Raw genomic sequence first — 25,126 nt, 5'->3', positions numbered from 1 at the left:
AGAATAATATGTCAGAGAATAGTTACGATTCTTCGAGTATTAAGGTCCTTAAGGGCCTTGATGCAGTACGTAAGAGACCTGGGATGTATATTGGTGACACCGACGACGGTACGGGTCTACATCATATGGTGTTCGAAGTAGTCGATAACTCTATCGATGAAGCCTTAGCCGGCCACTGCAGCGATATTACCATTACTATCCATGTCGATGGTTCGGTTTCTGTTAAGGATGACGGCCGTGGTATTCCGGTCTCTATCCATGAGGAAGAAGGCGTATCGGCAGCAGAAGTTATCATGACGGTATTGCATGCCGGCGGTAAGTTCGACGATAACTCCTATAAAGTGTCTGGCGGTCTCCACGGTGTGGGTGTATCGGTTGTAAACGCTTTATCTAAAAAGCTGCAAATGACTATTCGTCGTGCAGGCAAAGTGTACGAGCAGTTTTATACTCACGGTGTGCCTGATGCGCCAATCAAAGAGATTGGTGATGCGACTAAAACCGGTACCGAAATCCGTTTTTGGCCAAGTGAAGATACCTTTAGCGATGTTGAGTTTCACTTTGAAATTTTGGCAAAGCGCGTGCGCGAACTGTCATTCCTTAACTCAGGCGTAGGTATTCGTCTGGTTGATGAACGTGACAACAAGAATGAATTCTTTAAATACGAAGGCGGTATTAGCGCATTCGTAGATTATTTGAACCGTAATAAAACCCCCGTCAACAAAGACGTATTCCACTTTATGCAAGAGCGTGAAGATGGTATTACCGTTGAAGTGGCTATGCAGTGGAATGACGGTTATCAAGAAAATATTTTCTGTTTTACCAACAACATTCCACAGCGTGATGGTGGTACTCACTTAGTCGGTTTCCGTAGTGCGTTGACACGTAACCTCAACAGCTACATGGAAAACGAAGGCTATAACAAGAAAGGCAAAACTAGCGCGACTGGCGACGATGCCCGTGAAGGTTTGACTGCCGTTATCTCTGTTAAAGTGCCTGATCCTAAGTTCAGCTCGCAAACCAAAGACAAACTGGTTTCTAGTGAAGTGAAAACCGCGGTTGAACAAACCATGGGTGAGAAGCTGAACGATTATCTGCTGGAAAACCCAGCCGATGCTAAGTTGATTGTCGGTAAGATTGTCGATGCAGCCCGTGCCCGTGAAGCGGCGCGTAAAGCCCGTGAAATGACCCGTCGTAAAGGCGCACTCGATTTAGGTGGTTTGCCAGGTAAGCTGGCCGATTGCCAAGAAAAAGATCCCGGTCTTTCAGAAATTTACATAGTGGAAGGTGACTCTGCTGGCGGTAGCGCTAAGCAGGGACGTAACCGTAAGAACCAAGCGATTCTGCCACTGAAAGGTAAAATTCTAAACGTTGAGAAAGCCCGCTTCGATAAGATGTTGTCTTCTCAAGAAGTGGCCACACTGATCACCGCACTCGGCTGTGGTATTGGTCGCGACGAATATAACCCAGATAAAACTCGTTATCACAACATCATCATCATGACGGATGCTGACGTCGACGGCTCGCACATTCGTACTTTGCTGTTGACCTTCTTCTTCCGTCAAATGCCTGAATTGATTGAACGTGGTTATGTGTATATTGCTCAGCCACCACTATTTAAAGTGAAAAAGGGCAAGCAAGAACAGTATTTGAAAGACGAGCCAGCATTGACTCAATATCTCACGACTCAAGCATTGGATGGCACTGTTGTGTACCCAACGCAAGGTGCGATTGGTATGTCAGGTGAGCCGTTAGAGCGTTTAGTGACTCAGTATCGTGAAGTGGAAGCCATTGTTGCTCGTTTAGAGCAGCGCTATCCAACGCATATTACTAACCGTATGCTTTACCACCCAATGATCACCAACGAGATGTTGGCCGATGAAGGCAAGATGAAAGAGTGGATCGATGCCTTTATCCATGAGCTGGTGGAAATGGAAAGCAGCGGCGTACTGTATTCTGCTGAGCCGATTCTCGATCCTGAGCGTAAAGTGTATCTGCCTAAGATCACCATTCGTAAACACGGTATCGATACTAACTATCTGTTTACTTATGACTTCTTCCAATCAAGCGACTATCAACGTATCGGTAAGTTAGGTGCGGCGTTAGATGGCATGATTGAAGAAGGCGGCTATGTACAACGCGGCGAACGTGTTAAAGAAGTCGGTAGCTTCCTTGAAGCGCTAGATTGGACGATTTCTGAAGCCAAACGCGGCTTATACATTCAACGTTATAAAGGATTGGGTGAGATGAACCCTGAGCAATTGTGGGAAACTACAATGGATCCTGAATCACGTCGTATGTTGCAAGTCACGATTGATGACGCCGTGGGTGCCGATCAGTTGTTCACTTGTTTGATGGGTGATCAAGTTGAACCTCGCCGTGAGTTTATCGAAGCGAACGCATTGAACGTGGCTAACTTAGACGTGTAGTGCTAGATGCGCAATGCGTGTTAGTACGTGAATGATTAAGGGAAAGCCAAGGCTTTCCCTTTTTTATTTCTATGATTTATCTCTTCTATCGATCAATACCCGCTTCATCAGCTGCAACAATTTCAGTCTCAGCTTTAGCCGCACTCATCCACGCCTGCATTTCCGGACAGCTGATCACATGCTGCATATAGGCACTGCTTGCCTGCGAGACTTCAACACCGTAGGTGAGAAAGCGCATGACCACAGGCGCAAACATCATGTCGGCAATCGACCATTGGCCAAATAACCAAGTACCTTCCGCATGTGATGGGGCGAACTCGGCCATTTGTGCTGACCAAATCGCATCGATGCGCTCAATGTCTTTGCGGACCGCATCAGTGAGCTCAACATAACGGCTCGCGCGTATGTTCATTGGTAGAGCGTTACGCACGGCATTAAAGCCAGAATGCATTTCACTGGCAATCGATCTAGCCTTGGCTTTTTGTTTAGGATCTTGCGGCCATGCACTACCGGCAAGATAGGTGTCGTTGAGGTATTCGCAAATCGAGAGTGAATCCCATACCGTGATATCGCCATCGACTAATGTCGGTACTTTTAACGTCGGCGAAATGATTTTTAGTTGCTGATAAAAGCTGTCGGTATCGAGTTGCAGTAATACTTCGTTGAACTGCACGCCAGATTTCGCGGCCATTAACCAAGCCCGCAGTGACCAGCTAGAGTAGTTTTTATTGCCAATATAAAGATCCATTGTTTGTCCTTGAGTGAAATGCCGAGTGTTTCTGCAAAGCTACTATATGGGCTCATTTCACCTATGACTAATGAATATTTTACCCTTTCTACATCCGCTAATACGCGTCATTTCTCTTGAGCTTTCGAATCACTTTTATTGAATTTAAACCACTCACCGCATTGGGATAATTTAAGCATATCTTAATTACTTCGTTCGATGGAACTCGTCGGGATGAAGACTAACTGATGAGAACTGTGGATGTGGCTGCGAGTGATCTATCCGGCGAGCGTGCTGATATTAATGTTACCAGCTGTGGTAAACGCCGATGAGGCTAATAAGTTATTGAACATGTGTAAGGCCTGCCATGGCGAGTCTGGCGTGAGTCGTTTTGAGCATATTCCTAACATTGGATGGCAAAACTCGGATTACCTGTTGAAGCAGCTTCGAGCCTTTAAGACGGGAAATCGCCAAGATCCCACTATGACTAAAGTCGCCCAATTGTTGAGCGAGGCTGATATGCAGCAGATGGCGGATTACTTTTACCTCGGAAAGGGCAAATAACATGGATCTTAATCGTCGGATTTTTATTAAAGGAGCGGTAGCGACGTCTGTGTTATCAGCTTTACCCGTTAAGTGGGTATTTGCCGATCTGCTTCCCGCAGCCGTCACTCCTCTGGATATATCAGCATTAACTTGGACTAAGGCAGAGGAGTTGCCGAGTTATTTCAAAGTATTAAACACTCATCCACTGAATGCGTTTCCACCGGAGCATAAACTTGCTCCTGCTGTGACGCCAGCAGATGCCTCATTTATCCGTTGGAATGGCATAGTGCCTGATTTTAAGGCGCTTGATGCTAAGACTTGGACTTTTAAAGTGGATGGCGAGTCCGTTGCTACCCCGAAAACCTACACAATCGATGAGCTAAAGCGCCGCTTTAAGCATTACACATTACAGTTACTGATTGAATGTGGTGGCAATAGCCGTTCAGGCTTCTTTCCTAGTACGAAAGGCAATCAATGGAATAATGCTGGGGTATTTTGCTCCGAGTGGACGGGTGTCTTGGTGAGCGACGTGCTTAAGGATTGCGGTATTAAAGCCGATGCTATTTACACGGGTCATCACGGTGTTGATCGGCATTTGAGCGGTAAAGGTGAGGCTATTTCACGCGGTGTGCCAATAAAGGCGGCGCTCGAAGAGCTTGGACTCATTGCATGGTCGATGAACGGTGAGGGCATTCCTTATCTACATGGATATCCCTTGCGTATTGTGTTTGGTGGCCGGCCGGGATCCGTTTCGCAAAAAGCCGCGACGGGGATCAGTGTGCGCAATAAAGTGCATGATGGACATAAAATGGAAGCGCCAGCATATCAACTCCCTAAGTATCCCATAGCGCCAGGTGAGTCCGTTGACAATAAGGACTACCGAATCATTGAAGAAATGATAGTGAAGTCCTTGATTACCGAGCCTCAATCCGGAACCGAATTAGCTGTGGGTCAGAAGATAGCCATCGCAGGCCATGCTTGGGCGGGATTGCGGGAAGTCGTTAAAGTGGAAGTGAGTTATGACTATGGAACCCGCTGGTTTACCGCTGAGTTAGAAAAACCTAAAAACGTAGCGGCATGGCAGCAGTGGAAGATTGAATTGCAATTACCGTCTCAGGGATATTATGAAATCTGGGCCAAAGCGACCGATAGTGATGGTGATAGTCAGCCTGTCGTACAACCGCAATGGAATCCTAAGGGATATATGTTTAATGGTTGCCATCGTATTGCCGTTAGAGTGGTCTAATGAGAGTACTGAACAAGCTATTTATTTTTCTTGGGCTAGTGGCATCCAGTATTTCGCTAGCCGCTGAGTATCCAGTGGACCCTAAATCGGGTTTGATCATGGCTCCTGGCTGGGAGTTAGTGAATTATCAGTGTAATGCTTGCCATACCAGCATGATAGTCGTGCAAAATCATGGCGATAAAGCCTTTTGGAAAGAGACTCTGCAGTGGATGGTAGACACTCAAGGCCTGTGGGACTTGTCGGATACTTGGGAGCCAACCTTGAGTTATCTAAGCACTTATTATGGCCAAGTTGAAATGGATATGGCGCTTTTTAGGCGTCTTCCCTTAGAACCTCGCCTGCAGCCTCCGCTCGTTAATTCTGTCTCTAAGGAAACTGAATGAAAGCTCTTATCATAAGCTTTATTGCCTTATGTGGCTTATCCGCAGAGGTCTTTGGAGCGGTTTATCAAGCAGATAGTGAACGTGGTCTGGCGTTGGCTACGGCTCAGTGTGAGTCGTGTCATGGTAATGCAGTGATCGCTATGGCCAAGCAATTCCCAAACTTGAAGGGACAGAAAATCGCTTATCTCAATAAACAGCTCGTCGATTTTAAAGTAGGTTTACGACTCGATCCTTTGATGCAAGCACAGGTCAGCGCGTTAAGCTCTGAGCAATTGCAAGATGTGGCACTATTTTATAGCCAGCAAGTTACACCGAACCTAAGTGCGAATTAGCATTATTACGGTGGCTATTTAAATTAAGTCGAATGCGGCTTGCTAGGAATGCGGGGGTGAGTTTCTTGGCCGCGATGATGAAGCGGTTCGTTAACCTAGGCTACGCTGTAAGCGATAGAAGTAGTCATGCCATTCTGCTTGCGCCGTTGCGGCTTGTTCATCGTCGACTAATTCGAATTTAACTGTTTGCCCTGGGCGAGTTTGGGCAAGCTTCCAAAGATCGGCTTCAATAATCAAGGCTATTTGCGGATGACTGCTGGTGGTCTGCGCATCGGCAAGTAACACGAGTGGTTGCCCTGAAGCGGAGACTTGAACCACTCCGGGCGTGACTGTGTGTGATTGTACTGGGAATGGCTTCGCCAATGTTAACGTATCACCTTTGAGTATTGCACTCGCACGATCACTTTCAGCTGAAAGTTGCCACTGTGTTTGCCAGAATGTTTGCTGAGATTTCAACGAGAAGGCTTGAGTGTGCTTGGTCGCGAGTGCGCGAATATGCCCATCCCAACTTTTTTGAATTGCGCCAACTTGCCTTCTTAGTGGATGAGCTAAACCTAAGGTCAGGCGATCGCCCGCTTCTAATGCGCGGCCATGAAATCCACCTATACCTGAGGTTAAATCGGTAGCGGCAGAATTCATCACTAGCGGTACTTTAACGCCGCCATCAACGGCAATATAAGCACGCATGCCTTTATTTCCCCCTCTAAGACTGAGTTTTTGCCCTGCCTTAATGGAGTAACGCCAGCCGCAAACTATGGGCTTATTGTCTATACGAGCATCGAAATCGGCACCGGTTAAGGCAATCCAAGCGTCGCGTTTAAACAAAAAAATCGATTGGCCGAAGGTCAATTCTAATACGGGTGTGTTATCTGGGTTTGATAATAGGCGGTTTGCTAAACACAGGGCAGGTCTATCTAAGGCGCCAGCTTGGGTTACACCTAAATGTCGGTATCCCATGCGTCCGAGATCTTGAACTGTGGTTAGTGCACCCGCTTTTATTACCTCGATCATCAAATATTCCGTCGTTAGCTGGCGAGTATGTCGTGAATGACTTAAAGGGAGACGAAATACGTATCACTTTATGAAGGGTGGACATATTGTCAGCTAAATGATGCCGGAATGTAAGTTTTTTGAGGTTTCAAGTTGTAACCAAGATTGTCTTTATAAAGGCAGCAATAGCGGGATTGTAGACGTCAGAAATGAATTGAATATGTTACACTTAAGCAAGCCATTAGCATGTCTGCAACGTGTTTATATATAGCTTTAGCGGATCAAAATGGATTTATGATGGGCAATATTTAACTGACTTTTTAACAATTATTTATAATGAAGGTTGATGCTTCTTGATTAAATCACTTTTTAATAAGCTCTTTAATATTCGCGATACAGCGACGGTTGAGAGACCCAAAAGTTTTTCAACAACTGACTTAGGTAAGTCGCTTGAACCTGCGCGAAAGCCAGCTAAACCTCTCGAAGACATTAGTGTGGTATCTGTGGATTTAGCCGCACTCTTTTATAGTTTGTTGTTTCCGACACGGGTTAAGGACACTGGCGGTGTAGCTAATAATCTTGAACGTCGAGTCATGGCGGAGATAGAGCAGGCCTTGGCATCGCCACAAGTGATCGCCGAAAAAGTGCTAAAGCTGCCGTCAAAGGTATTGGAGCTAGATCGTAAGCTGGCCGATCCTCAGTTTGATATTAAGGATCTATTAGCGCTTATTGAGCGAGATCCTTTACTGAGTATTGAGGTACTTAAGCTATGTAATTCCCCTGCGTTTAAACGTAGCGATAGGGATATCACCAGTTTGCAGCAGGCTTTGGTACAGCTTGGTCGTGAACAGTTGAGAAAGTTTGTTACCACTTGTCTAGTGCGTGAAATGTTGGATATTAAGCCAATTTATTTTCGTCGTTTCGGCGCTGAAATTTGGCGCCATTCGATGCAGGTTGCCTTTCTCGCCAGTGAGTTAAGCGATGAAGATCAAGATACGGCTTTTTTATTGGGTTTACTGCATGATGTCGGCAAGCTAGCCATTTTCAAAATGCTACTCGATGCGTTTGTGCAGGCGGAGCCTGGAGAACAGCCTAATTCTGGGTTATTTAGACAAGTGATGACGACGAAATCGTTAACCTTAAGTTCATTGCTCGCTAAGTATTGGCAGCTACCCAATACCTTTGAAACAGAATTAGACAAGCTCGCCAGTGTGAACTCGCGCCCTCAAGCTGGGCTCGCCGCGGTGGTATGGCGGGCGAATGTGATCAGCGAGATTTCTATGCTGCATCAAGCAGGGCAATTGTCTCCTGAAATATTGGCGAATTTACTGCAGCAAGTTAACTTAGATCAAACTCAATTTGATGGCTTACATCAAAAACTGACGCAGTTCTGATTGGGCAGCTTATGAAATCAGGACAATAAAAAACGCGCTATTTAGCGCGTTTTTTATAAAGCGATAATTTAAAAAACGTTAGTATCGTTATTGCAGTAGTGATATATCCGCGACGTGCAGGAACTGCTCACGTAGATTATTCAACAATGCTAAACGATTGTTTTTCAAAGCTTCATCATCGGCCATTACCATCACATCTTCGAAGAACTGATCCACGCTTTCACGTAGGCCAGCTAACAAGGTTAAGGCTTGTTGGTAATCGGCATTGGCAAACAAAGGTGCCAGCAGTGGTTGCAGCTCGTTCAACTTGGCCGCTAATGCTTGTTCTGCGGCTTCGGTTAACAGACTCGCATTGATCGTTGTCGGTAAAGCACCTTCAACCTTAGCCAGAATGTTCGATACACGTTTGTTCGCTGCCGCAAGTGCGCTAGAAGCTTCTAGGCTTCTAAAGTGTGATACCGCATTGATACGGCTATCAAAATCAGCTGGGCGTGTTGGGCGACGTGCTAGCACGGCTAAGATCACATCAACACCAATACCTTTATCTTGATACCAAGCACGGAAACGAGCCATTAAGAATTCAAGCACTTCCTCTGCTGCGTTTGCGTTGCTTAAGTTAGTACCGTGGAGTTCCTGAGCCTTAGCAATCAGGGTTACTAAATCCAGTGGCAGTTTGTTCTCAACGATAATACGTAGCACGCCAATTGCTGCGCGGCGTAGGGCAAAGGGATCGGCTGCGCCTTTAGGCGCTTGGCCAATACCAAAGATACCGACTAAAGTATCGAGCTTATCTGCTAATGCGACAGCGCAAGATACGCCAGCACTTGGCACTGTATCGCCAGAGAACTTAGGCTTGTATTGTTCTTCCATCGCAACTGCAACGGCTTCGGTTTCACCATCGAGGCGGGCGTAATGCATGCCCATAGTGCCTTGAGTATCAGTAAATTCCATCACCATATTGGTCATCAAATCGGTTTTAGATAACAAACCTGCACGGGCTGCATCAACCGCATTCGCGCCAGTTTGCTCGGCAATAAAGGCGGCTAGGGCAGAGATACGATTTACTTTGTCTTTTAATGTACCCAGCTGCTGTTGGAACAAGACTGTTTCTAAGCTAGGTAAGCGTGATTCCAGCGTGTGTTTTTTATCGGTATTAAAGAAGAATTCGGCGTCGGCAAGACGTGGACGAACGACTTTCTCGTTACCAGAGATAATTTGCGCAGGATCTTTAGATTCTATGTTGGTCACAAAGATAAAGTTTGGCAGTAACTTGCCCGCGTCATCAAAGACTGGGAAGTATTTTTGATCGCCCTTCATGGTGTAGACCAAAGCTTCAGACGGTACACTTAAGAATTTTTCTTCGAAGCTGGCGGTCAATACCACTGGCCATTCAACCAAAGAGGCGACTTCTTCAAGTAGGCTATCTTCGATATCGGCTGTACCACCAATCTTAGCGGCGGCTTTTTCGGCATCGGCTTTGATCAATGCTTTACGGCTTTCGTAATCGGCGATGACTTTGCCTTTTTCTTTCAGGTCGGCAAGGTAGTGATCAGCATGGGTTAATTCAAACTGCTTGAGTCCCATAAAGCGATGACCGCGAACAGTGCGTGCCGATTTGATACCCAGCAATTCCCCTTCAATCAACTCACTGCCTAACAACATAGTCGCGGTGTGCACAGGGCGAATAAATTGGGTTTTATTATTACCCCAACGCATTGGCTTAGGAATGGGTAATTTATCGAGTGCACGTTGAGCCATAGCAGCGATCAAACTTTTCGTTTCGACGCCTTCAACTTTAGCGTTATGGACTAACCATTCGCCTTTATCTGTCACTAAACGTTCGGCTTGTTCAACAGTAATACCATTCCCACGTGCCCAACCTTCGGCGGCTTTAGTCGGTTTGCCTTCAGCATCGAAGGCTGAACTCACGGCGGGGCCGCGTTTTTCAACCACTTTGTCGGCTTGTGCAAGGGCAAGTTCAGTGACGTTAATCGCCAGACGACGTGGCGCTGCGTACCAAACGGCAGAGCTAAATGCTAAATCGGCTTTGCTGAGTTCTTCGGTAAAGTTAGCTAAAAAGGATTCAGCCAGTTTACGCAGTGACTTAGGTGGTAACTCTTCTGTGCCTAACTCTATGAGTAAGTTTTCAAAATTCATGTTTTTACCTCTACTTACACATTGGGAAGCCAAGCGCTTCGCGTGCCTGATAATAAGATTCAGCGACCGCTTTCGCCATAGTGCGAACGCGTAAGATGTAGCGTTGGCGCTCGGTCACTGAAATGGCATGGCGGGCATCGAGTAAGTTGAAGGCGTGCGAGGCTTTCATCACTTGCTCGTAAGCGGGCAGAGGTAAAGGTTTTTCCAGTGACAATAAATGCTGACACATTTTTTCGCACTGATCGAACAGGGTGAACATAAAGTCCACATCGGCGTGTTCGAAGTTATAGGTCGATTGCTCGACTTCGTTTTGATGGAACACATCGCCATAGGTGATGCGACCCAGTGGACCATCGGTCCAAACGAGATCATAAACGCTATCAACACCTTGGATATACATAGCCAGACGTTCTAGGCCATAGGTGATTTCACCTGTGACTGGGCTGCATTCGATGCCGCCAACCTGTTGGAAGTAAGTAAACTGAGTTACTTCCATACCGTTTAGCCAGATTTCCCAGCCTAAGCCCCAAGCACCTAGTGTTGGTGATTCCCAGTTATCTTCTACAAAGCGGATATCGTGGATTTGAGTATCGATACCAAGCGCTTGCAGTGAGCCTAAATACAGCTCTTGAATATTGTCAGGTGAAGGCTTCAACACGACTTGGAATTGGTAGTAGTGCTGCAGACGGTTAGGGTTTTCACCGTAACGACCGTCCGTAGGGCGGCGCGATGGCTGCACATAGGCACTGCTCATAGGTTCTGGCCCTAAAGAACGTAGGAAAGTTTGTGGGTGGAATGTTCCAGCGCCGACTTCCATATCTAGAGGTTGAACGATTGCACAGCCTTGCTGTGCCCAATATTCCTGCAGGGTAAGAATGAAACCCTGAAATGTTTTTACGTCGTGTTTTGTCGTCATGTCTACTTGTCTACTGCCGTCAGCCTGAATAGAAAATGGGTTCGATTATACCTTGTAGATATCTGCTTATGTAGGTTATTTTTTACCTTCTTAATTAAAACAATAAGGTTATATACCATGGAAGAGATCCGTTGTGGCTGGGTAAGTGATGATCCCTTGTATCGTGAGTATCATGACAAAGTGTGGGGGCGGCCGGTTTATGATCCTAAGGAGCTGTTTGCTAAGTTGTGTTTAGATGGTCAACAGGCCGGATTATCGTGGATTACGATCCTGAAGAAACAACAAAACTATGAGCAGGCCTTTGCCAATTTTGAACCAGAAGTGATTGCTGGCTTTGATGAGGCGAAAGTGGAGGAACTTATGTTGAATCCCGGCATAGTGCGCAATCGCTTGAAGGTGAACTCTATCATCAAGAATGCCAAAGGATATTTGGCCTATACTGCCGATGGGAAGGATTTCTCTGCATTCTTATGGAGCTTTGTTGGGGGTAAGCCCATAGTGAATCAGTTTACTGCTATGTCGCAGGTTCCAGCACAAACGCCAGAATCTGAAGCCATGTCAAAAGCGTTAAAGAAGCTTGGATTTAATTTCGTCGGCCCAACAATTTGTTATGCCTTTATGCAGGCGGTGGGTATGGTGAATGACCACCTTGTAGAGTGTATTTCCTATCAGGCCTGTGTTGATTCCTGTGCCAGTCAGCATAACTGCGAACATCAGTAATCGCTCATCTTGCTGATGTAGGACAGTACTCATAGCAATATTCGAGTTCTTGTCCATATGCACAATAAACAATGCACAAAATGTAAAAAAGCATGTTCCACGTGGAACATGCTTTTATCTTCATTGGTGATATCTGGTTAAACCAAATAATTAAAACAGGAAAGCAACTCTCCCATTCTAGCCTTGAGGATAGAGTTTAGATTTTCTCAAAGAAAAATGGCTTACGTTTTTCCTTATCCCCATTAAGCTCATTCATCGTCTCAGCATTAAAAAGCTTACCGTTGACCATGGTATAAGTGACTTTATCTGTGACGCGTATGTCGGTTAATGGATCACCATCAATAACGATTAAGTCTGCGAGCTTACCTGCTTTAATCGAGCCTAGCTGTTGTTCCATACCAAAGGTCGTCGCCGGATTAATGGTGGCCGTTTTCAATACCTCCATATTGCTCATGCCGCCTTGGGCGAACATCCACATTTCCCAATGTGCCGCTAAACCTTCACGCTGACCGTGGGCGCCAATATTTGGGTGGACTCCTAACTTATTGAGCTCGTTAGCGACTTTTGCAACATTGAAATGATTATAGTGGCCATCTGGAGCATGCGGGCGTCGCATTGATCTCGCCTGTAATATATCGGCGGGGACATACATTGACAGGCGTGGATGCGCCCACACATCGGTTTTGTCGTACCAGTAGTTTTCGCCTGAAATACCGCCATAGGCGACCACTAAGGTTGGGGTGTAACCGACTTTAGTTTGGCTCCAGAATTGTTTGATGTCGTTATAAATCGCTGCCACTGGTAGAGAGTGCTCAACCGTTGTATGGCCATCGGCGACCATAGTGAGATTGTGTTGCAGCAAACTGCCACCCTCAGGCACGACCATCATTTCGAGTTCACGAGCAGCAGCGATGACTTGCTGCCGCTGATTGCGTCGCGGTTGGTTGTAGCTTTTTACGCTAAACGCCCCGACTTTTTTCAGACGTTCAAGATGAAACTTGGCATCATCGAGGGAGTCTATGTGCGATGTGTAGCCAGGCGCATTGGCACCATACAATATGGTACCAGTAGAGAAAATACGTGGGCCAACTATGTGTCCTGCTTTTTGCTGTTCAGAAGCTGCAAAAATTTCTGTCGTGTCATTCGAGGGATCGTGAATAGTGGTGACACCCAAGGAAAGGCCAGAATACAGCGCCCAGTTCTGTTGTGGCACAATTTCATCATCTGCTTGCGGTCCATGGGCGTGGGCATCGAATAGCCCTGGCATGATCGATTTTCCTTTGATGTCGATGATCTGTGCATCTTTTGGAATCGCGATATTGGCATCACCTACGGCCACAATATGATTGTCTTTGACTATGACCACGCCATTATTGATGACTTGGTCATTTTCCATTGTAATCACTTTGCCACCGATGAAGGCGATTGTTCCACGTGGAACATCGGCCTTTTCGGTAAAGCCTAAATTGATAATACTTGGATGAGCCTTTTCTTCTTTATTAAGATATTGAGTATCAACCTTGGCTTGATAAAGTTCAGGGCCAAGCGTCCAATACAGTTGGTTGCTTTTACTGTTCCAACTGATACTTTCACCCGCACGGACACTCAATTGACTTACGGGTAAATTGTTGGCATTGGGGCCAATCTCAACGGTTTCACCGTGTTTAGCAAAAGGAGTCACCCAAACCTTAAAGCGTTCAGCGAAGGCGAGTTGCTCACCATCGGGTGAAACCCTAAATTCAGTCGCATGTTTACTACTGTAATGAACTCGCTTATCGAAGCCATCTAAGTTGATAGATGATAACTGTGGCGTTTCATCTTCGCCGCTATTCATAAAAAAGACACGATCGGCATTGGCACCGAATTGAGCTTGGTAGGCATCGGCACTGATTTTCTTATTTTGTTTGCCTTTGATATCGACTTTATATAGTCCAGGCTCCTGCGACCAAGTTCTTGGTGTGAGGTTACCGCCTTGGGTTTTACGATACACCACAAGTTCACCATCGGGTGAAAAGGTGGGTTCTACGTACTTTCCTGGTTCAGATGTTAGCTGCTTAGGTTTGCCACCTTTGGCACTAATGACTTGCACTGTTCCTTGTTCTTGGTCATTCCAAGTAGTGAAAACAATATTTTTGCCATCGCGGGACCATTGTGGATACAGTTCTTCAATTCCATTATTGAGTTCAGTTAAGCGCGACATTTTTCCATCGGGTAATGATTTTAACCAAATCTTACCCAGCGCTTCGAAGGCCACTTTACTGCCATCGGGAGAGACCTGCGCCATACGTAGCATTTTGACATCGAAAACATCTTTATCTATATCTTGCTTAAAGCGCACTGAGGGTTGTACTGCTAACTCAGTTTTTACGCTAAAGGGGATATCTGTGAGTGTTTTGCTGGCAACATTCAGGCGGTTAATTTTTCCCTTCGCCCAGAAGAAAATATCCTTGTTATCTTGAGTCCACGCCATTGTCGGGTAGACGCCATGAATCGCCCAAGTCTCTTGCATATCACGGTCTAGTTCGCCAAACAGTTTAGTGGTTTCACCAGACTTGAGGTCGAGCAGGTAGAGTGACGAATTAAAATCATCGCGCTTTATATAGGCGAGCTTAGTGCCATCAGGACTTGGTGTTGGTCGAATTGCACCACCGGTACCTTCAATCAAAATTTCAATGTCACCGGTTTGGGTATCATAACGTTTGATTTTGTAGATACCGTTAACTGAGTCCTTTGAATAGTGGAATGTTTTGCCTGGCGTATCATCTTGGCTAAAGTAGATATAACGGCCATCGGGCGAGTACGCGGGTTCGCCTAAATCTTTCTGATCATTTGGGCGTTCAGTTAGTTTGACGCCTTCGCCGCCCGCTACGTGGTATAGCCACAATTCACCCGCACCTAAACTGCGGCTGGCGGTAAAATGCTTACGTGCAACAAGATACTGAGAGTCAGGGCTCCAAGCGGGACTGTTTAGCAGCCTGAATGTTTCTTGGGTGACAGTTCGTGGATTGCTGCCATCGGCATCCATGATCCAAATGTTGTCGCCGCCATCGCCATCCGAGGTAAATGCGATATGTTTACCATCTGGGCTATAGACGGGCTGCATCTGCCAAGCAATACCTTGGGCTAATGGCTTAGCTTCACCGCCTGATACAGGGATTTGATAAATGTCGCCGAGTAAGTCGAAGACGACATGCTTGCCATCTGGACTGACACTAAGGTTCATCCAAGTACCTTCATTAACATCAATTTTGACTTGCTCTAAGGGAGCATTTGCTGGAGCGTTAACATTCCATTCGGCCTCCTTCGTTTCTGCTGCGTTAACGGCGAGGGTATTCATCCCTAGAGCGAGGGCGATATAAAGCGGAGTAAGTTTAGATTTCAACATGTCACTTCCTGTTATCGTTCTTATGGACTGCTTGAGTGGTATTAATATTAAGATGAACTTTTGTTAATACTCAGTCTAGTTATCGCATAAATAGATAAGAAGGAACACGTAAATACTGTTTCAATTGATGACCGAGCGAGGGATAAGTATGGCTATATGGAATGAGAGCTGGCGCAGCAGAAATAGAACCAAGTCACTTGGTTCTATTTACTGAGGAGTATGGATAATTAACTAAGAGTGGTCGACTAGCTGGGAATAAAATTAGCTTGGATTAACCAGAGTGATCTCATCACCTAAGTGGATCATGGCATCATTTAATACTCGGCAGGTTACACCACCTCGCCAATCTGGCGTGAGCGCGGCTTCTAAACCGACATGTGCTATTTCCATTTTTTTACAGGGGTCGGTTTCACCCGTTATTTCGAGTCGCAAATCACCGATCTGTAAATGTTTACCAACATCGGCACTGCTAAATACGAGATCATCAACGAGCAGATTTGCTCTGCGAGTCGTCCAAGGTAAATCTGCCTCGATACTATGGCAGGCCTGTTGCCACTGAATTTTAGAAAGCACAGTGACTTGGCGTTTGCCTGGGCGACCAAACACATCTTTCTCTACGCCACTGAGTTGGGTGACATTGGCACAGAGAACTTCATTCATTGGGCCGCGTTTTACAGTTTTATAGGCAATCGCCAGCAGTTTTGGCATAGTTTCTCACATCCTTTGTTTTATGAGTAAGTCGTTAACGATACGACTTAAAGTCCTTTTTTGATCAAATATTGATATGGCGTTTGCGTGGTTTCACTGGCAATTAAGGTGTGATCCATAAACTCACAAAAGCTCGGAATATCGCGCGTCGTCGCAGGGTCATCGGCAATGATCAGCAGTGTCTCGCCAGCAGCCATTTGTCTTACCGTTTTACGAACCATCATTACAGGCTCTGGGCAGCGTAAACCAAGAGCATCGAGTCTATGCTGTGCGGTTGAGAAAGCGTCGTTCATATTACCTCTACTGAACGGTTAAGCAGAATTAGCTAATGTTACTCCAGCCCCCATGATAAACCAAGTTGGCGGTTTCAATTTGTGATCTGGTTTTATTGATGTGTTCTATCAATACGAATGTTAGATATTGAATGTTCCACGTGGAACATGATGACGAATGGGTTTAAAAATTACTCGACGGCTTTATCAACGCTTTGAGATTGAGAGATTGAATGGACATCTGCGGTACTATTCTCAGGTGCTAAATCATTTGCTGCCGCCATAGTTTGTTGCTGCTGTTTAGATGCACGTTTGTAGCTATACATTCGCTGATCGGCTTTATGAATTAAGCTATTGGCTTCTTCGTACTCATAGGGTCCAGTATCAATAATGCCAAAGCTTAAGGAAATATTGTTTAAACTGAGTTTTATTTTTTGATTGAATCGAGTGATGAAATTATCCCGAGCTTGTTCTTCACGGCAGTTAGGCATAATGATACAGAACTCATCTCCACCATATCGAAAGCAATGGTCCTCGGCCCGAGTGATTTCTTTAATCGCTTTTGCTACAGCACGGAGTACTTCATCCCCAGATCTATGGCCTTGGGTGTCGTTGAATGACTTAAAATCATCTACGTCTAAGTAGATCACGCTGACGGGTTCGGCACGCCTTTGGGCAGCCCTGAGTATGCGCGTTGCCGTTTCTTGTAAATGCCTAACGTTGAGCAGGCCTGTTAAGGGATCGGTTTGCGACAGTTCTTCTAACTGCTGTGTCCGCTCTTTGACTTTGCTTTCCATGCTTTGGGCATATTTTTCGGCTTTATCCTTAGCGTTCTCAATTTCGGATACTAAGCTGCGAATATAAGTATCGAATACCAGCGTGACATCAAACAGCACCAGTTTATCAATCGCGACTCGAATACATTCGCCTTGATGTGTATCTTGCACTGAACAGTTGATCACGGCGTAGATAAGCTCTTTTAGTGTGTGTACCGCAGACAGGTAAAGCTTAGGCTCAACACCAATGCGTTTATGGACTAACCCAATCCGCAGGCGATTGTTTACGTACTCAAGATCATAAACACCATTAAATAAATCAAGCACATATCTTCTCTGTGCGGTACGTAAGCGGGCAAGGGTGTCTGAGTCTCCGATCAGCAGCGCAATTTCTGAAACGCTGGTTTGTAAGCCATAAAAGTCATCGACGATTTTATCTATATTTTCTTCAATGATGGGCTTAAAGGATTGCAGGGCCTTTACGTCCGCCCCAGTAAAAGAGAAGAGCGCCTTACGAGACTCGATCTCCAGCTCAGTAATCCGCATTTGTTCGAAAAGGGTCTGTTCCGTTTGTAGCATCAGGCATTCCTCTTATAAAACAACGAATTGCATCCTTGCACTACACTGCCTAGATTTGGCTGATGATTGCTTGCCTGTTGTCGTCCACAATAGCCAGTGATGCCCTTGTAGTTAAGTTGATAACGGACTGATTTTCAAATGAACAGCAGAAGAAATGAGAAATATTAATATTTACGCTGGCAGAAAATTTGGCATAAAAAAGCCGGAACAAGTTCCGGCTTTGAAATTATTCTAGTAACGAATTAAACGCGTTCGAATACAGTGGCGATACCTTGGCCTAAACCAATACACATGGTCGCTAACCCTAAGGTCGCGTCTTTGTCTTCCATTAAGTTGATCAGCGTCGTAGAGATACGAGCGCCTGAACAACCCAGTGGGTGACCTAGTGCAATCGCGCCACCGTTGAGGTTTATTTTGTCATCAACCACATCTGCTAAGCCTAAATCTTTCACACAAGGTAAAGACTGAGCAGCAAACGCTTCGTTAAGTTCAATCACATCTAAATCGGCAACGGTAATACCGGCACGAGCCAGTGCTTTTTGCGTGGCTGGCACTGGGCCGTAACCCATGATAGCCGCGTCACAACCTGCAACCGCCATAGAGCGAATACGTGCACGAATCGGCAAGCCAAGTGCGCGCGCTTTAGATTCTTCCATGATCAACATGGCTGAAGCGCCATCAGACAGTGCAGAAGAAGTACCAGCAGTCACAGTACCGTTTACTGGATCAAACACGGGGCGCAGTGCAGCCAAAGATTCCATGGTAGTTTCTGGGCGGATCACTTCGTCTTGCAGGACTTTAATTAAGGCACCATTAGCATCGTAACCTTCAATGCCATAGATTTCTTTGGCAAAGCGGCCTTCAATCGTCGCTGCATAAGCACGTTGGTGTGAACGTACCGCAAACGCATCTTGCTGTTCACGGGTAATACCGTGCAGTTTACCCAGCATTTCAGCCGTTAAACCCATCATGCCAGAGGCTTTTGCCACGTTGTTAGCAAGACCTGGGTGGAAGTCGACACCATGGCTCATTGGCACGTGGCCCATGTGTTCTACGCCACCAATAATAAAGGTGTCGCCCATGCCAGTCATAATCGCACGCGCAGCTTGATGGATAGCATCCATTGATGAACCACATAGGCGGTTAACCGTCACAGCGCCAGCAGTCTTTGGAATGCCCGCTAATAGCGAAGCGTTACGGGCGATGTTGAAGCCTTGCTCTAGGGTTTGTTGCACACAACCCCAAATCACGTCTTCAATCAGGTTTGGGTCGAGTTGCGGGTTACGCAGCAACAGACCTTTCATTAGTTCGGCAGACAGAGTTTCTGCACGCACATTACGAAATACGCCAGCCTTTGAGCGGCCCATCGGAGTACGGATGCAGTCTACGATAACAGCTTGTTTCATGATTAAATTCCTTTCCCGCTAATTAGGCTTGGTAGTAGCTACCGTTATTGGCTGCTAATGTGCGCATCGCATCTGTGACTTGATACAGACCGCCCAAGTGAGCATATTTGTCTGCTAAGGCCACAAAATTTGCGACACCCATGGTATCCAAGTAACGGAACACGCCGCCTCTGAATGGCGGGAAACCTAAGCCATAAACTAGGCCCATATCCGCTTCGGCAGGCGATGCGACAATACCTTCTTCTAAACAGCGCACGGTTTCGATGATCATAGGGATCATAGTACGGGCAATAATGTCATCGGCTTCAAAGGCTTTTAACTCGCCAAAGGCATCTTTCAATAGGCCGTAGCTCGTTGGATCGACATCTTTCTTCGGCTTGCCACGGCTATCGACTGAATAGACATAGAAACCTTTACCATTTTTCTGGCCAAGACGTTTGTTCTCAAACATCACATCAATCGCGTCAGTGCCTGATTTACCCATGCGATCAGGGAAACCTTCAGCCATAACAGCTTGGGCGTGGTGACCTGTGTCTAAACCGACTACGTCGAGCAGGTAAGCTGGACCCATTGGCCAACCGAATTGTTTTTCCATCACTTTGTCGATTGCAGCAAAGTCGCCACCTTCGGCAAGTAAGCCGTTAAAGCCTGCAAAGTAAGGGAAGAGTACGCGGTTAACGAAGAAGCCTGGGCAATCATTAACAACGATTGGGGTCTTGCCCATTTTGCTGGCATAAGCCACAACAGAGGCGATGGTTTCTTCAGAGCTATGCTCGCCACGGATAACTTCGACCAAAGGCATTTTGTGCACTGGATTGAAGAAATGCATACCGCAGAAACGTTCAGGTTTCTTCATGCTCTTAGCGAGCAAGTTGATTGAAATCGTTGAAGTGTTTGAGGCGATAATTGCATCTTCACTCACATAACCTTCAACTTCGGCTAAAACCTGTGCTTTGATTTTTGGATGTTCAACAACGGCTTCAACGACAACATCACTGTGTTTAATCGCGGCATAATCTAACGAAGGCGTAATGTTGTTCAGCACTTTGGCCATTTTTTCTGGCGTTGAACGGCCACGGGCGACTTGGGCAGACAGCAGTTTAGCGGCTTCATTGAGGCCTAAATCTAATGCTGGCTGGGCAATGTCTTTCATGACAATCGGTGTGCCTTTGCTGGCGCTTTGGTAAGCGATGCCGCCGCCCATAATGCCTGCACCTAATACGGCGGCGTTGTTGACTTCTTTCGCTAACTTGCCAGCTTTCTTCGCTTTACCTTTAACAAATTGATCATTAAGGAAAATACCGATAAGTGCCTTAGCTACGTCAGTTTTAGCCAGCTTGATAAAGGCTTGATGTTCGATTTGTAATGCTTCAGCACGACCTTTAGTCGATGCTTGCTCAATCACGCTTACAGCAGCCATTGGTGCAGGGTAGTGTTTACCCGCAACCGCAAACACCATGCCTTTGGCTGTGGTGAATGACATCATAGCTTCAAGTTTTGGCAGTGTTAGTGCAGACAGTTTACGGTTACGACGTGCTTGCCAATCCAGCTTTTCAGCAACAGCATCTTTCAGCATTTGAATCGCAGCAGCTTCTAACGCTTGTGGTGCAACCACGGCATCAACAGCGCCGACTTTCAGTGCATCTTCAGCGCGTTGGTCTTTACCGGTCGTGATCCACTCAAGTGCGTTATCTGCACCAATCACACGTGGCAGACGAACTGTGCCGCCAAAACCTGGGATGATGCCGAGTTTAGTTTCAGGTAAACCGATTTTGGCTGTGGTGTCTGCGATACGGAAATCGGTTGCCAGAATGGTTTCACAGCCGCCACCTAAGGCAAAGCCTTTGATTGCTGATGCAGTTGGGAAAGGCAAGTCTTCGAGTTTGTTGAAGACTGCGTTGGCTTGTTCAACCCAAGAGAGCAATACGGCGTCATCTTGTGCGAACAGGCCTAAAAATTCGGTAATGTCTGCGCCCACAATAAAGGTATCTTTACTTGAGGTCAGCACTAACGCTTTGATATTGGAATCTTGCTTGATGCTGTCTAATGCCGCATCGAGCGAGGCGAGGGTTTCTCTGTCGAATTTGTTCACCGAACCGGGTGCGTTAAAGCACAGCTTGGCAATATTATCCTCGAGTAACTCAACCTGAATTGTAGGACTTTGGTAGATCATTGCTTGCTTCCTTTTGGCTTAAAAGTGATACCCACCATTATGTGTTGGTGCTAGTACGACTCTCTATCTCACAGCAGCTTCGGCCATCATTTGACCAGTTGTGTGCCAGTGTGCTTCGAAATTCGATAAATTACAACACCCAATTTAAACGACTGTTTAATTTCTTGTCGGCTAGAGTGATTTTTCACCTTTGTGATACACTGCACAGAGTGTAGAACACCTAGAATGCGTTAAATCACTTTGCGGATAAATAGGTCTTTGTGGCTGTTTACCTTAGACGTTTAAACGCTGCAGCCATGCTAGGGTTGAACATAACTCTTAAAGATAATCATGACGTTATCGCTTTAATGTTGTTTGTTCAGCGGCCATGTATTTTAGATTGAGTGACAGTTTAGTGTTTTGATTGAATCTGTTGTTCATGATCAGATTAAGAATATGTGAGCAAATTCGGCTCATATTATTAACTTTTATTCATTGCAGGAGATGACAAATGGATCAGTTGGCTCATCACTATCGTGCCCATATTGCCGAGTTAAACCGTCGAGTCGCAGAGATTTTGTCTCGAGAAGCCTTGTCTGGTTTAGTGATCCATTCGGGTCAGCCGCATCGGATGTTTTTGGATGATATCAATTATCCCTTTAAGGCAAACCCGCACTTCAAGGCATGGTTGCCTGTGTTGGATAATCCGAATTGTTGGTTAGTAGTCAACGGCCGTGATAAGCCGCAGCTGATTTTTTATCGTCCTGTGGATTTTTGGCACAAAGTGTCTGATGTGCCTGATATGTTTTGGACTGAGTATTTCGATATTAAGCTGCTGACCAAGGCTGATAAGGTCGCTGAGTTTTTACCGACAGATATCGCTAATTGGGCCTATTTAGGTGAGCATTTAGATGTGGCCGAAGTGCTTGGTTTTACCAGTCGTAATCCCGATGCTGTGATGAGTTATCTGCATTACCATAGAACCACTAAAACCGAATATGAGCTGGAATGTATGCGCCGCGCGAATCAAATTGCGGTGCAGGGACATTTGGCGGCTAAAAATGCCTTTTATAATGGTGCGAGCGAGTTCGAAATCCAGCAGCACTATTTATCTGCCGTAGGCCAGAGTGAGAATGAAGTGCCCTATGGCAATATCATTGCCCTTAACCAAAATGCGGCGATTTTGCATTACACCGCACTTGAACACCAAAGCCCTGCGAAACGTTTGTCATTTCTTATCGATGCGGGCGCGAGTTACTTTGGCTATGCCTCTGATATCACCAGAACCTACGCATTCGAGAAGAATCGTTTCGATGAATTGATTACTGCGATGAACAAGGCGCAGCTAGAGCTTATCGACATGATGCGTCCGGGTGTGCGTTATCCCGATTTACACTTGGCCACCCATGCTAAAGTCGCGCAAATGCTATTGGATTTTGATTTAGCCACAGGTGATGCCCAAGGTTTGGTCGATCAAGGCATAACCAGTGCTTTCTTCCCACATGGCTTAGGCCACATGTTAGGCCTACAAGTACATGATGTTGGTGGCTTCTCCCACGATGAACGCGGTACTCATATCGCGGCGCCAGAGGCCCATCCATTCCTACGTTGCACCCGCATTTTAGCGCCAAACCAAGTGCTGACCATGGAACCCGGGTTATACATTATCGATACTCTGCTCAATGAGCTTAAACAAGATAGTCGTGGCCAACAGATCAACTGGCAAACGGTTGATGAGTTAAGACCTTTTGGCGGTATTCGCATCGAAGATAACGTCATAGTGCATCAAGATAGAAACGAGAACATGACCCGTGAACTCGGCTTGGCTGATTGATCATAGGGTAAAGATTAGGGCGGATGTGTGCTCGAAAGTTATAGTGTTCCCTGTGAAGATATCGTGGTCGAAGAAGAGATAAAGCATAGCCGCTTTATCTCTTTTCTGTTTCATTGCGATAGCTTTGATAAATTTAAGTTAGTACTCACTGACATAAAGCGTGACTATCCCGGCGCAAGCCATTATTGCTCAGCTTTTGTGGCTGGCGCACCGGATGATAGCGTCTTGATTGGTTCGAGTGATGACGGCGAACCTGCCGGCAGTGCTGGTCGCCCTATGTTAGCTGTGTTGCAAGGGGCGAATATCGGCGAAGTGGGCGCTGTTGTTGTGCGTTATTATGGCGGTACTAAGCTAGGCGTAGGTGGACTGGTTCGGGCTTATACGTCGGGCTTAAGGCAAGGTTTGGTTCAATTGCCGACGCGACTAAAACAGTTACGTTATCCCGCCAAGTTGCATTGTGATTATGCGCAGCTGCGCGATGTTGAGCATCTATTACAGCAAGTCGATGCCGTGATTATCGACAAGCAATTTGCCGAAGCGGTCGATATTGTGTTCGAGATAGGCAGGCAGCAACAGGCATTACTGTGTGAGTCGCTGGCGACGCTCAGTCAGGGAAGTTTGAGGCCTGAGTTTGAGCTGTGATGCCTGCGTAAATTATGCCAAAATAGCCCAAATGCTGAAAATACCTTTGCAGCCAATGGAATGATTGAACTCGCTTAATGCAATATAAAACCATAATACGAATCATAGGCCTGCTGATTGGTTTATTTTCAATCACTATGCTGCCACCAGCACTGATCGCTGTTTGGTATAACGATGGCGGCGGTACGGCGTTTATGCAGGCATTTTTTGTCAGCCTATTTATTGGTTTCTGGCTCTGGTATCCCAATCGCCACTGTAAAGAAGAATTGCGTACCCGAGAGGGTTTCTTGATTGTGGTCCTGTTCTGGACCGTACTGGGTTCTATCGGTGCTTTACCGTTTATCTTCTCGAGTCAACCCGACCTCAGCTGGACCGATAGTTTCTTCGAATCTTTCTCTGCGTTAACCACCACCGGAGCCACAGTGATTGTCGGGCTCGACTTCTTACCTAAAGCCATTCTGTTTTATCGCCATATGCTGCAATGGCTCGGCGGTATGGGGATTATTGTGCTCGCCGTGGCGATTTTACCTGTGCTTGGCGTAGGGGGAATGCAGCTCTATCGCGCTGAAATTCCGGGCCCAGTGAAAGACAGTAAGATGACCCCGCGGATCGCCGAAACCGCTAAGGCACTGTGGTATATCTATTTATTGTTAACTATTTCCTGTGCGACCGCCTATTGGATGGCGGGCATGAGTGTGTTCGATGCGGTTTGCCATTCATTTTCAACTATCGCTATTGGCGGTTTTTCGACCCACGATGCTAGCATGGGGTATTTCGATAGTTCAGTGATTAACCTTATTTGTGTATTCTTTTTAATCGTTTCTGCGGTTAACTTTAGCGTGCATTTTGCGGCATTTTCGCGGCGAGGAATTAACGTTAGAGTGTATTTTAAAGATGCCGAATTTAAGATGCTGGTGGCGATTCAACTTATTCTTACCGCGATTTGTTTCCTCACGCTTTATCATTCGGGCATTTATGATTCGCCGGAAGAAACCTTAGATCATGCCTTATTTCAGGCGGTTTCCGTGGCCACTACCGCAGGGTTTGGTACTGAAAGCTTCCACATGTGGCCGCTGTTTTTACCTATTCTATTGATATTTTCGAGCTTTATCGGTGGCTGTGGTGGCTCAACGGCGGGCGGGATTAAAGTGATTCGGGTCATTTTGCTGCTGTTACAGGGCTCGCGTGAATTAAAGCGACTGGTTCATCCTAAGGCGATGTTCTCTATCCGTATAGGTTCTAAAGCCTTGCCCGATCGCGTTGTCGATGCCGTGTGGGGATTCTTCTCTGCCTATGCGCTGGTGTTTGTGATCTGTATGCTTGCACTCATGGCGATGGGATTAGATGATATTACCGCCTTTAGTGCCACCGCGGCTTGCTTAAACAACCTAGGCCCAGGCTTAGGCGCGGTAGCCAGTAACTACGCCAGTATTGGCGATGGCGCCAAATGGGTATTGGTCGCGGCTATGCTGTTTGGTCGCCTCGAAGTATTTACCTTACTGATTTTGTTTACGCCAACTTTTTGGAAGAATTAA

General features: G+C 46.2%; 20 protein-coding genes. 10 read left to right on the top strand and 10 right to left on the bottom strand.

The annotated features are described in order from the left end of the window. Window positions 1-8: 8 nt before the first annotated feature. On the top strand, window positions 9-2,426 hold the full coding sequence (gyrB, locus tag KV201_RS17585) for a DNA topoisomerase (ATP-hydrolyzing) subunit B (RefSeq protein ID WP_226060069.1): 2,418 nt from the start codon (window positions 9-11) through the stop codon (window positions 2,424-2,426). Window positions 2,427-2,511: 85 nt separating this feature from the next. Here the strand turns inward: gyrB and KV201_RS17580 are convergent, their stop codons facing one another. Beyond that, window positions 2,512-3,174: a glutathione S-transferase family protein gene (locus tag KV201_RS17580; protein WP_226060068.1), complete on the bottom strand. Its 663-nt coding sequence runs from the start codon at window positions 3,172-3,174 to the stop codon at window positions 2,512-2,514. Window positions 3,175-3,414: 240 nt separating this feature from the next. On the opposite strand from KV201_RS17580, the gene KV201_RS17575 reads away from it, so the two are divergent. Genes KV201_RS17575 through KV201_RS17560 form a run of 4 tightly spaced genes read left to right on the top strand, consistent with a single transcriptional unit; the run spans window position 3,415 to window position 5,660 of the window. Continuing rightward, the gene (locus KV201_RS17575; RefSeq protein ID WP_226060067.1) at window positions 3,415-3,717 is read left to right on the top strand and encodes a cytochrome C; all 303 of its coding nucleotides are present in this window, start codon (window positions 3,415-3,417) and stop codon (window positions 3,715-3,717) included. Between the two features lies 1 nt (window position 3,718). Further along, the gene (locus KV201_RS17570; RefSeq protein ID WP_226060066.1) at window positions 3,719-4,945 is read left to right on the top strand and encodes a sulfite oxidase; all 1,227 of its coding nucleotides are present in this window, start codon (window positions 3,719-3,721) and stop codon (window positions 4,943-4,945) included. Then, window positions 4,945-5,328, top strand: coding sequence for a cytochrome C (locus KV201_RS17565; RefSeq protein WP_226060065.1), 384 nt, complete (start codon window positions 4,945-4,947; stop codon window positions 5,326-5,328). Before KV201_RS17570 ends, KV201_RS17565 begins: the two co-directional genes overlap by 1 nt. After that, window positions 5,325-5,660: a c-type cytochrome gene (locus KV201_RS17560; protein WP_226060064.1), complete on the top strand. Its 336-nt coding sequence runs from the start codon at window positions 5,325-5,327 to the stop codon at window positions 5,658-5,660. The genes KV201_RS17565 and KV201_RS17560 overlap by 4 nt, the downstream gene beginning before the upstream one ends. A 90-nt stretch (window positions 5,661-5,750) precedes the next feature. Here KV201_RS17560 and KV201_RS17555 read toward each other — a convergent pair whose 3' ends face one another. Continuing rightward, window positions 5,751-6,671: a biotin-dependent carboxyltransferase family protein gene (locus KV201_RS17555; protein ID WP_226060063.1), complete on the bottom strand. Its 921-nt coding sequence runs from the start codon at window positions 6,669-6,671 to the stop codon at window positions 5,751-5,753. A 332-nt stretch (window positions 6,672-7,003) separates the two neighbouring features. On the opposite strand from KV201_RS17555, the gene KV201_RS17550 reads away from it, so the two are divergent. Continuing rightward, entirely contained in the window at window positions 7,004-8,044 is a 1,041-nt protein-coding gene (locus KV201_RS17550) for an HDOD domain-containing protein (RefSeq protein ID WP_006084779.1), read from the top strand. A gap of 87 nt (window positions 8,045-8,131) precedes the next feature. Here the strand turns inward: KV201_RS17550 and glyS are convergent, their stop codons facing one another. Both glyS and glyQ read right to left on the bottom strand, forming a co-directional pair. Then, window positions 8,132-10,201: a glycine--tRNA ligase subunit beta gene (gene glyS, locus KV201_RS17545; RefSeq protein WP_226060062.1), complete on the bottom strand. Its 2,070-nt coding sequence runs from the start codon at window positions 10,199-10,201 to the stop codon at window positions 8,132-8,134. A 10-nt stretch (window positions 10,202-10,211) separates the two neighbouring features. Then, window positions 10,212-11,117 carry a glycine--tRNA ligase subunit alpha gene (gene glyQ / locus KV201_RS17540; RefSeq protein ID WP_006083814.1) on the bottom strand — a complete coding sequence of 302 codons (906 nt, stop codon included), beginning with the start codon at window positions 11,115-11,117 and terminating at the stop codon, window positions 10,212-10,214. A 117-nt stretch (window positions 11,118-11,234) separates the two neighbouring features. Here glyQ and KV201_RS17535 point away from each other — a divergent pair, with 117 nt between their 5' ends. Then, window positions 11,235-11,837: a DNA-3-methyladenine glycosylase I gene (locus tag KV201_RS17535; RefSeq protein ID WP_226060061.1), complete on the top strand. Its 603-nt coding sequence runs from the start codon at window positions 11,235-11,237 to the stop codon at window positions 11,835-11,837. 196 nt (window positions 11,838-12,033) lie between these two features. On the opposite strand, the gene KV201_RS17530 is transcribed toward KV201_RS17535, so the two are convergent. The 6 genes from KV201_RS17530 to fadB all read right to left on the bottom strand — a co-directional run bounded on the left by KV201_RS17530 (window position 12,034) and on the right by fadB (window position 21,136). Continuing rightward, the gene (locus tag KV201_RS17530) at window positions 12,034-15,222 is read right to left on the bottom strand and encodes an amidohydrolase family protein (RefSeq protein ID WP_226060060.1); all 3,189 of its coding nucleotides are present in this window, start codon (window positions 15,220-15,222) and stop codon (window positions 12,034-12,036) included. Between the two features lie 261 nt (window positions 15,223-15,483). Then, a complete protein-coding gene (locus tag KV201_RS17525; RefSeq protein WP_226060059.1) occupies window positions 15,484-15,930 on the bottom strand; it encodes an MOSC domain-containing protein in 447 nt (148 codons plus the stop codon). Between the two features lie 47 nt (window positions 15,931-15,977). Next, the gene (tusA, locus tag KV201_RS17520; RefSeq protein WP_006083810.1) at window positions 15,978-16,223 is read right to left on the bottom strand and encodes a sulfurtransferase TusA; all 246 of its coding nucleotides are present in this window, start codon (window positions 16,221-16,223) and stop codon (window positions 15,978-15,980) included. Between the two features lie 170 nt (window positions 16,224-16,393). Then, on the bottom strand, window positions 16,394-17,557 hold the full coding sequence (locus KV201_RS17515; protein WP_006083809.1) for a diguanylate cyclase: 1,164 nt from the start codon (window positions 17,555-17,557) through the stop codon (window positions 16,394-16,396). 242 nt (window positions 17,558-17,799) lie between these two features. Beyond that, window positions 17,800-18,963 carry an acetyl-CoA C-acyltransferase FadA gene (gene fadA / locus KV201_RS17510; RefSeq protein WP_226060058.1) on the bottom strand — a complete coding sequence of 388 codons (1,164 nt, stop codon included), beginning with the start codon at window positions 18,961-18,963 and terminating at the stop codon, window positions 17,800-17,802. Window positions 18,964-18,985: 22 nt separating this feature from the next. Beyond that, window positions 18,986-21,136: a fatty acid oxidation complex subunit alpha FadB gene (gene fadB, locus KV201_RS17505; protein WP_063883865.1), complete on the bottom strand. Its 2,151-nt coding sequence runs from the start codon at window positions 21,134-21,136 to the stop codon at window positions 18,986-18,988. 490 nt (window positions 21,137-21,626) lie between these two features. Between fadB and pepQ the strand changes: the two genes are divergently transcribed. The 3 genes from pepQ (at window position 21,627) to KV201_RS17490 (ending at window position 25,126) form a co-directional block, all read left to right on the top strand. Continuing rightward, entirely contained in the window at window positions 21,627-22,949 is a 1,323-nt protein-coding gene (pepQ, locus tag KV201_RS17500; RefSeq protein ID WP_226060057.1) for a Xaa-Pro dipeptidase, read from the top strand. Window positions 22,950-22,976: 27 nt separating this feature from the next. Continuing rightward, window positions 22,977-23,591 carry a YigZ family protein gene (locus KV201_RS17495; protein ID WP_063883867.1) on the top strand — a complete coding sequence of 205 codons (615 nt, stop codon included), beginning with the start codon at window positions 22,977-22,979 and terminating at the stop codon, window positions 23,589-23,591. A 77-nt stretch (window positions 23,592-23,668) separates the two neighbouring features. Next, a complete protein-coding gene (locus KV201_RS17490; RefSeq protein WP_226060056.1) occupies window positions 23,669-25,126 on the top strand; it encodes a TrkH family potassium uptake protein in 1,458 nt (485 codons plus the stop codon).

This window comes from Shewanella sp. SR1 (genome assembly GCF_020447145.1).
Taxonomy (GTDB): domain Bacteria; phylum Pseudomonadota; class Gammaproteobacteria; order Enterobacterales; family Shewanellaceae; genus Shewanella; species Shewanella baltica.
Note: the sequence above shows the minus strand (reverse complement) of the source record. Positions and strands in the feature narration are given on the sequence as shown.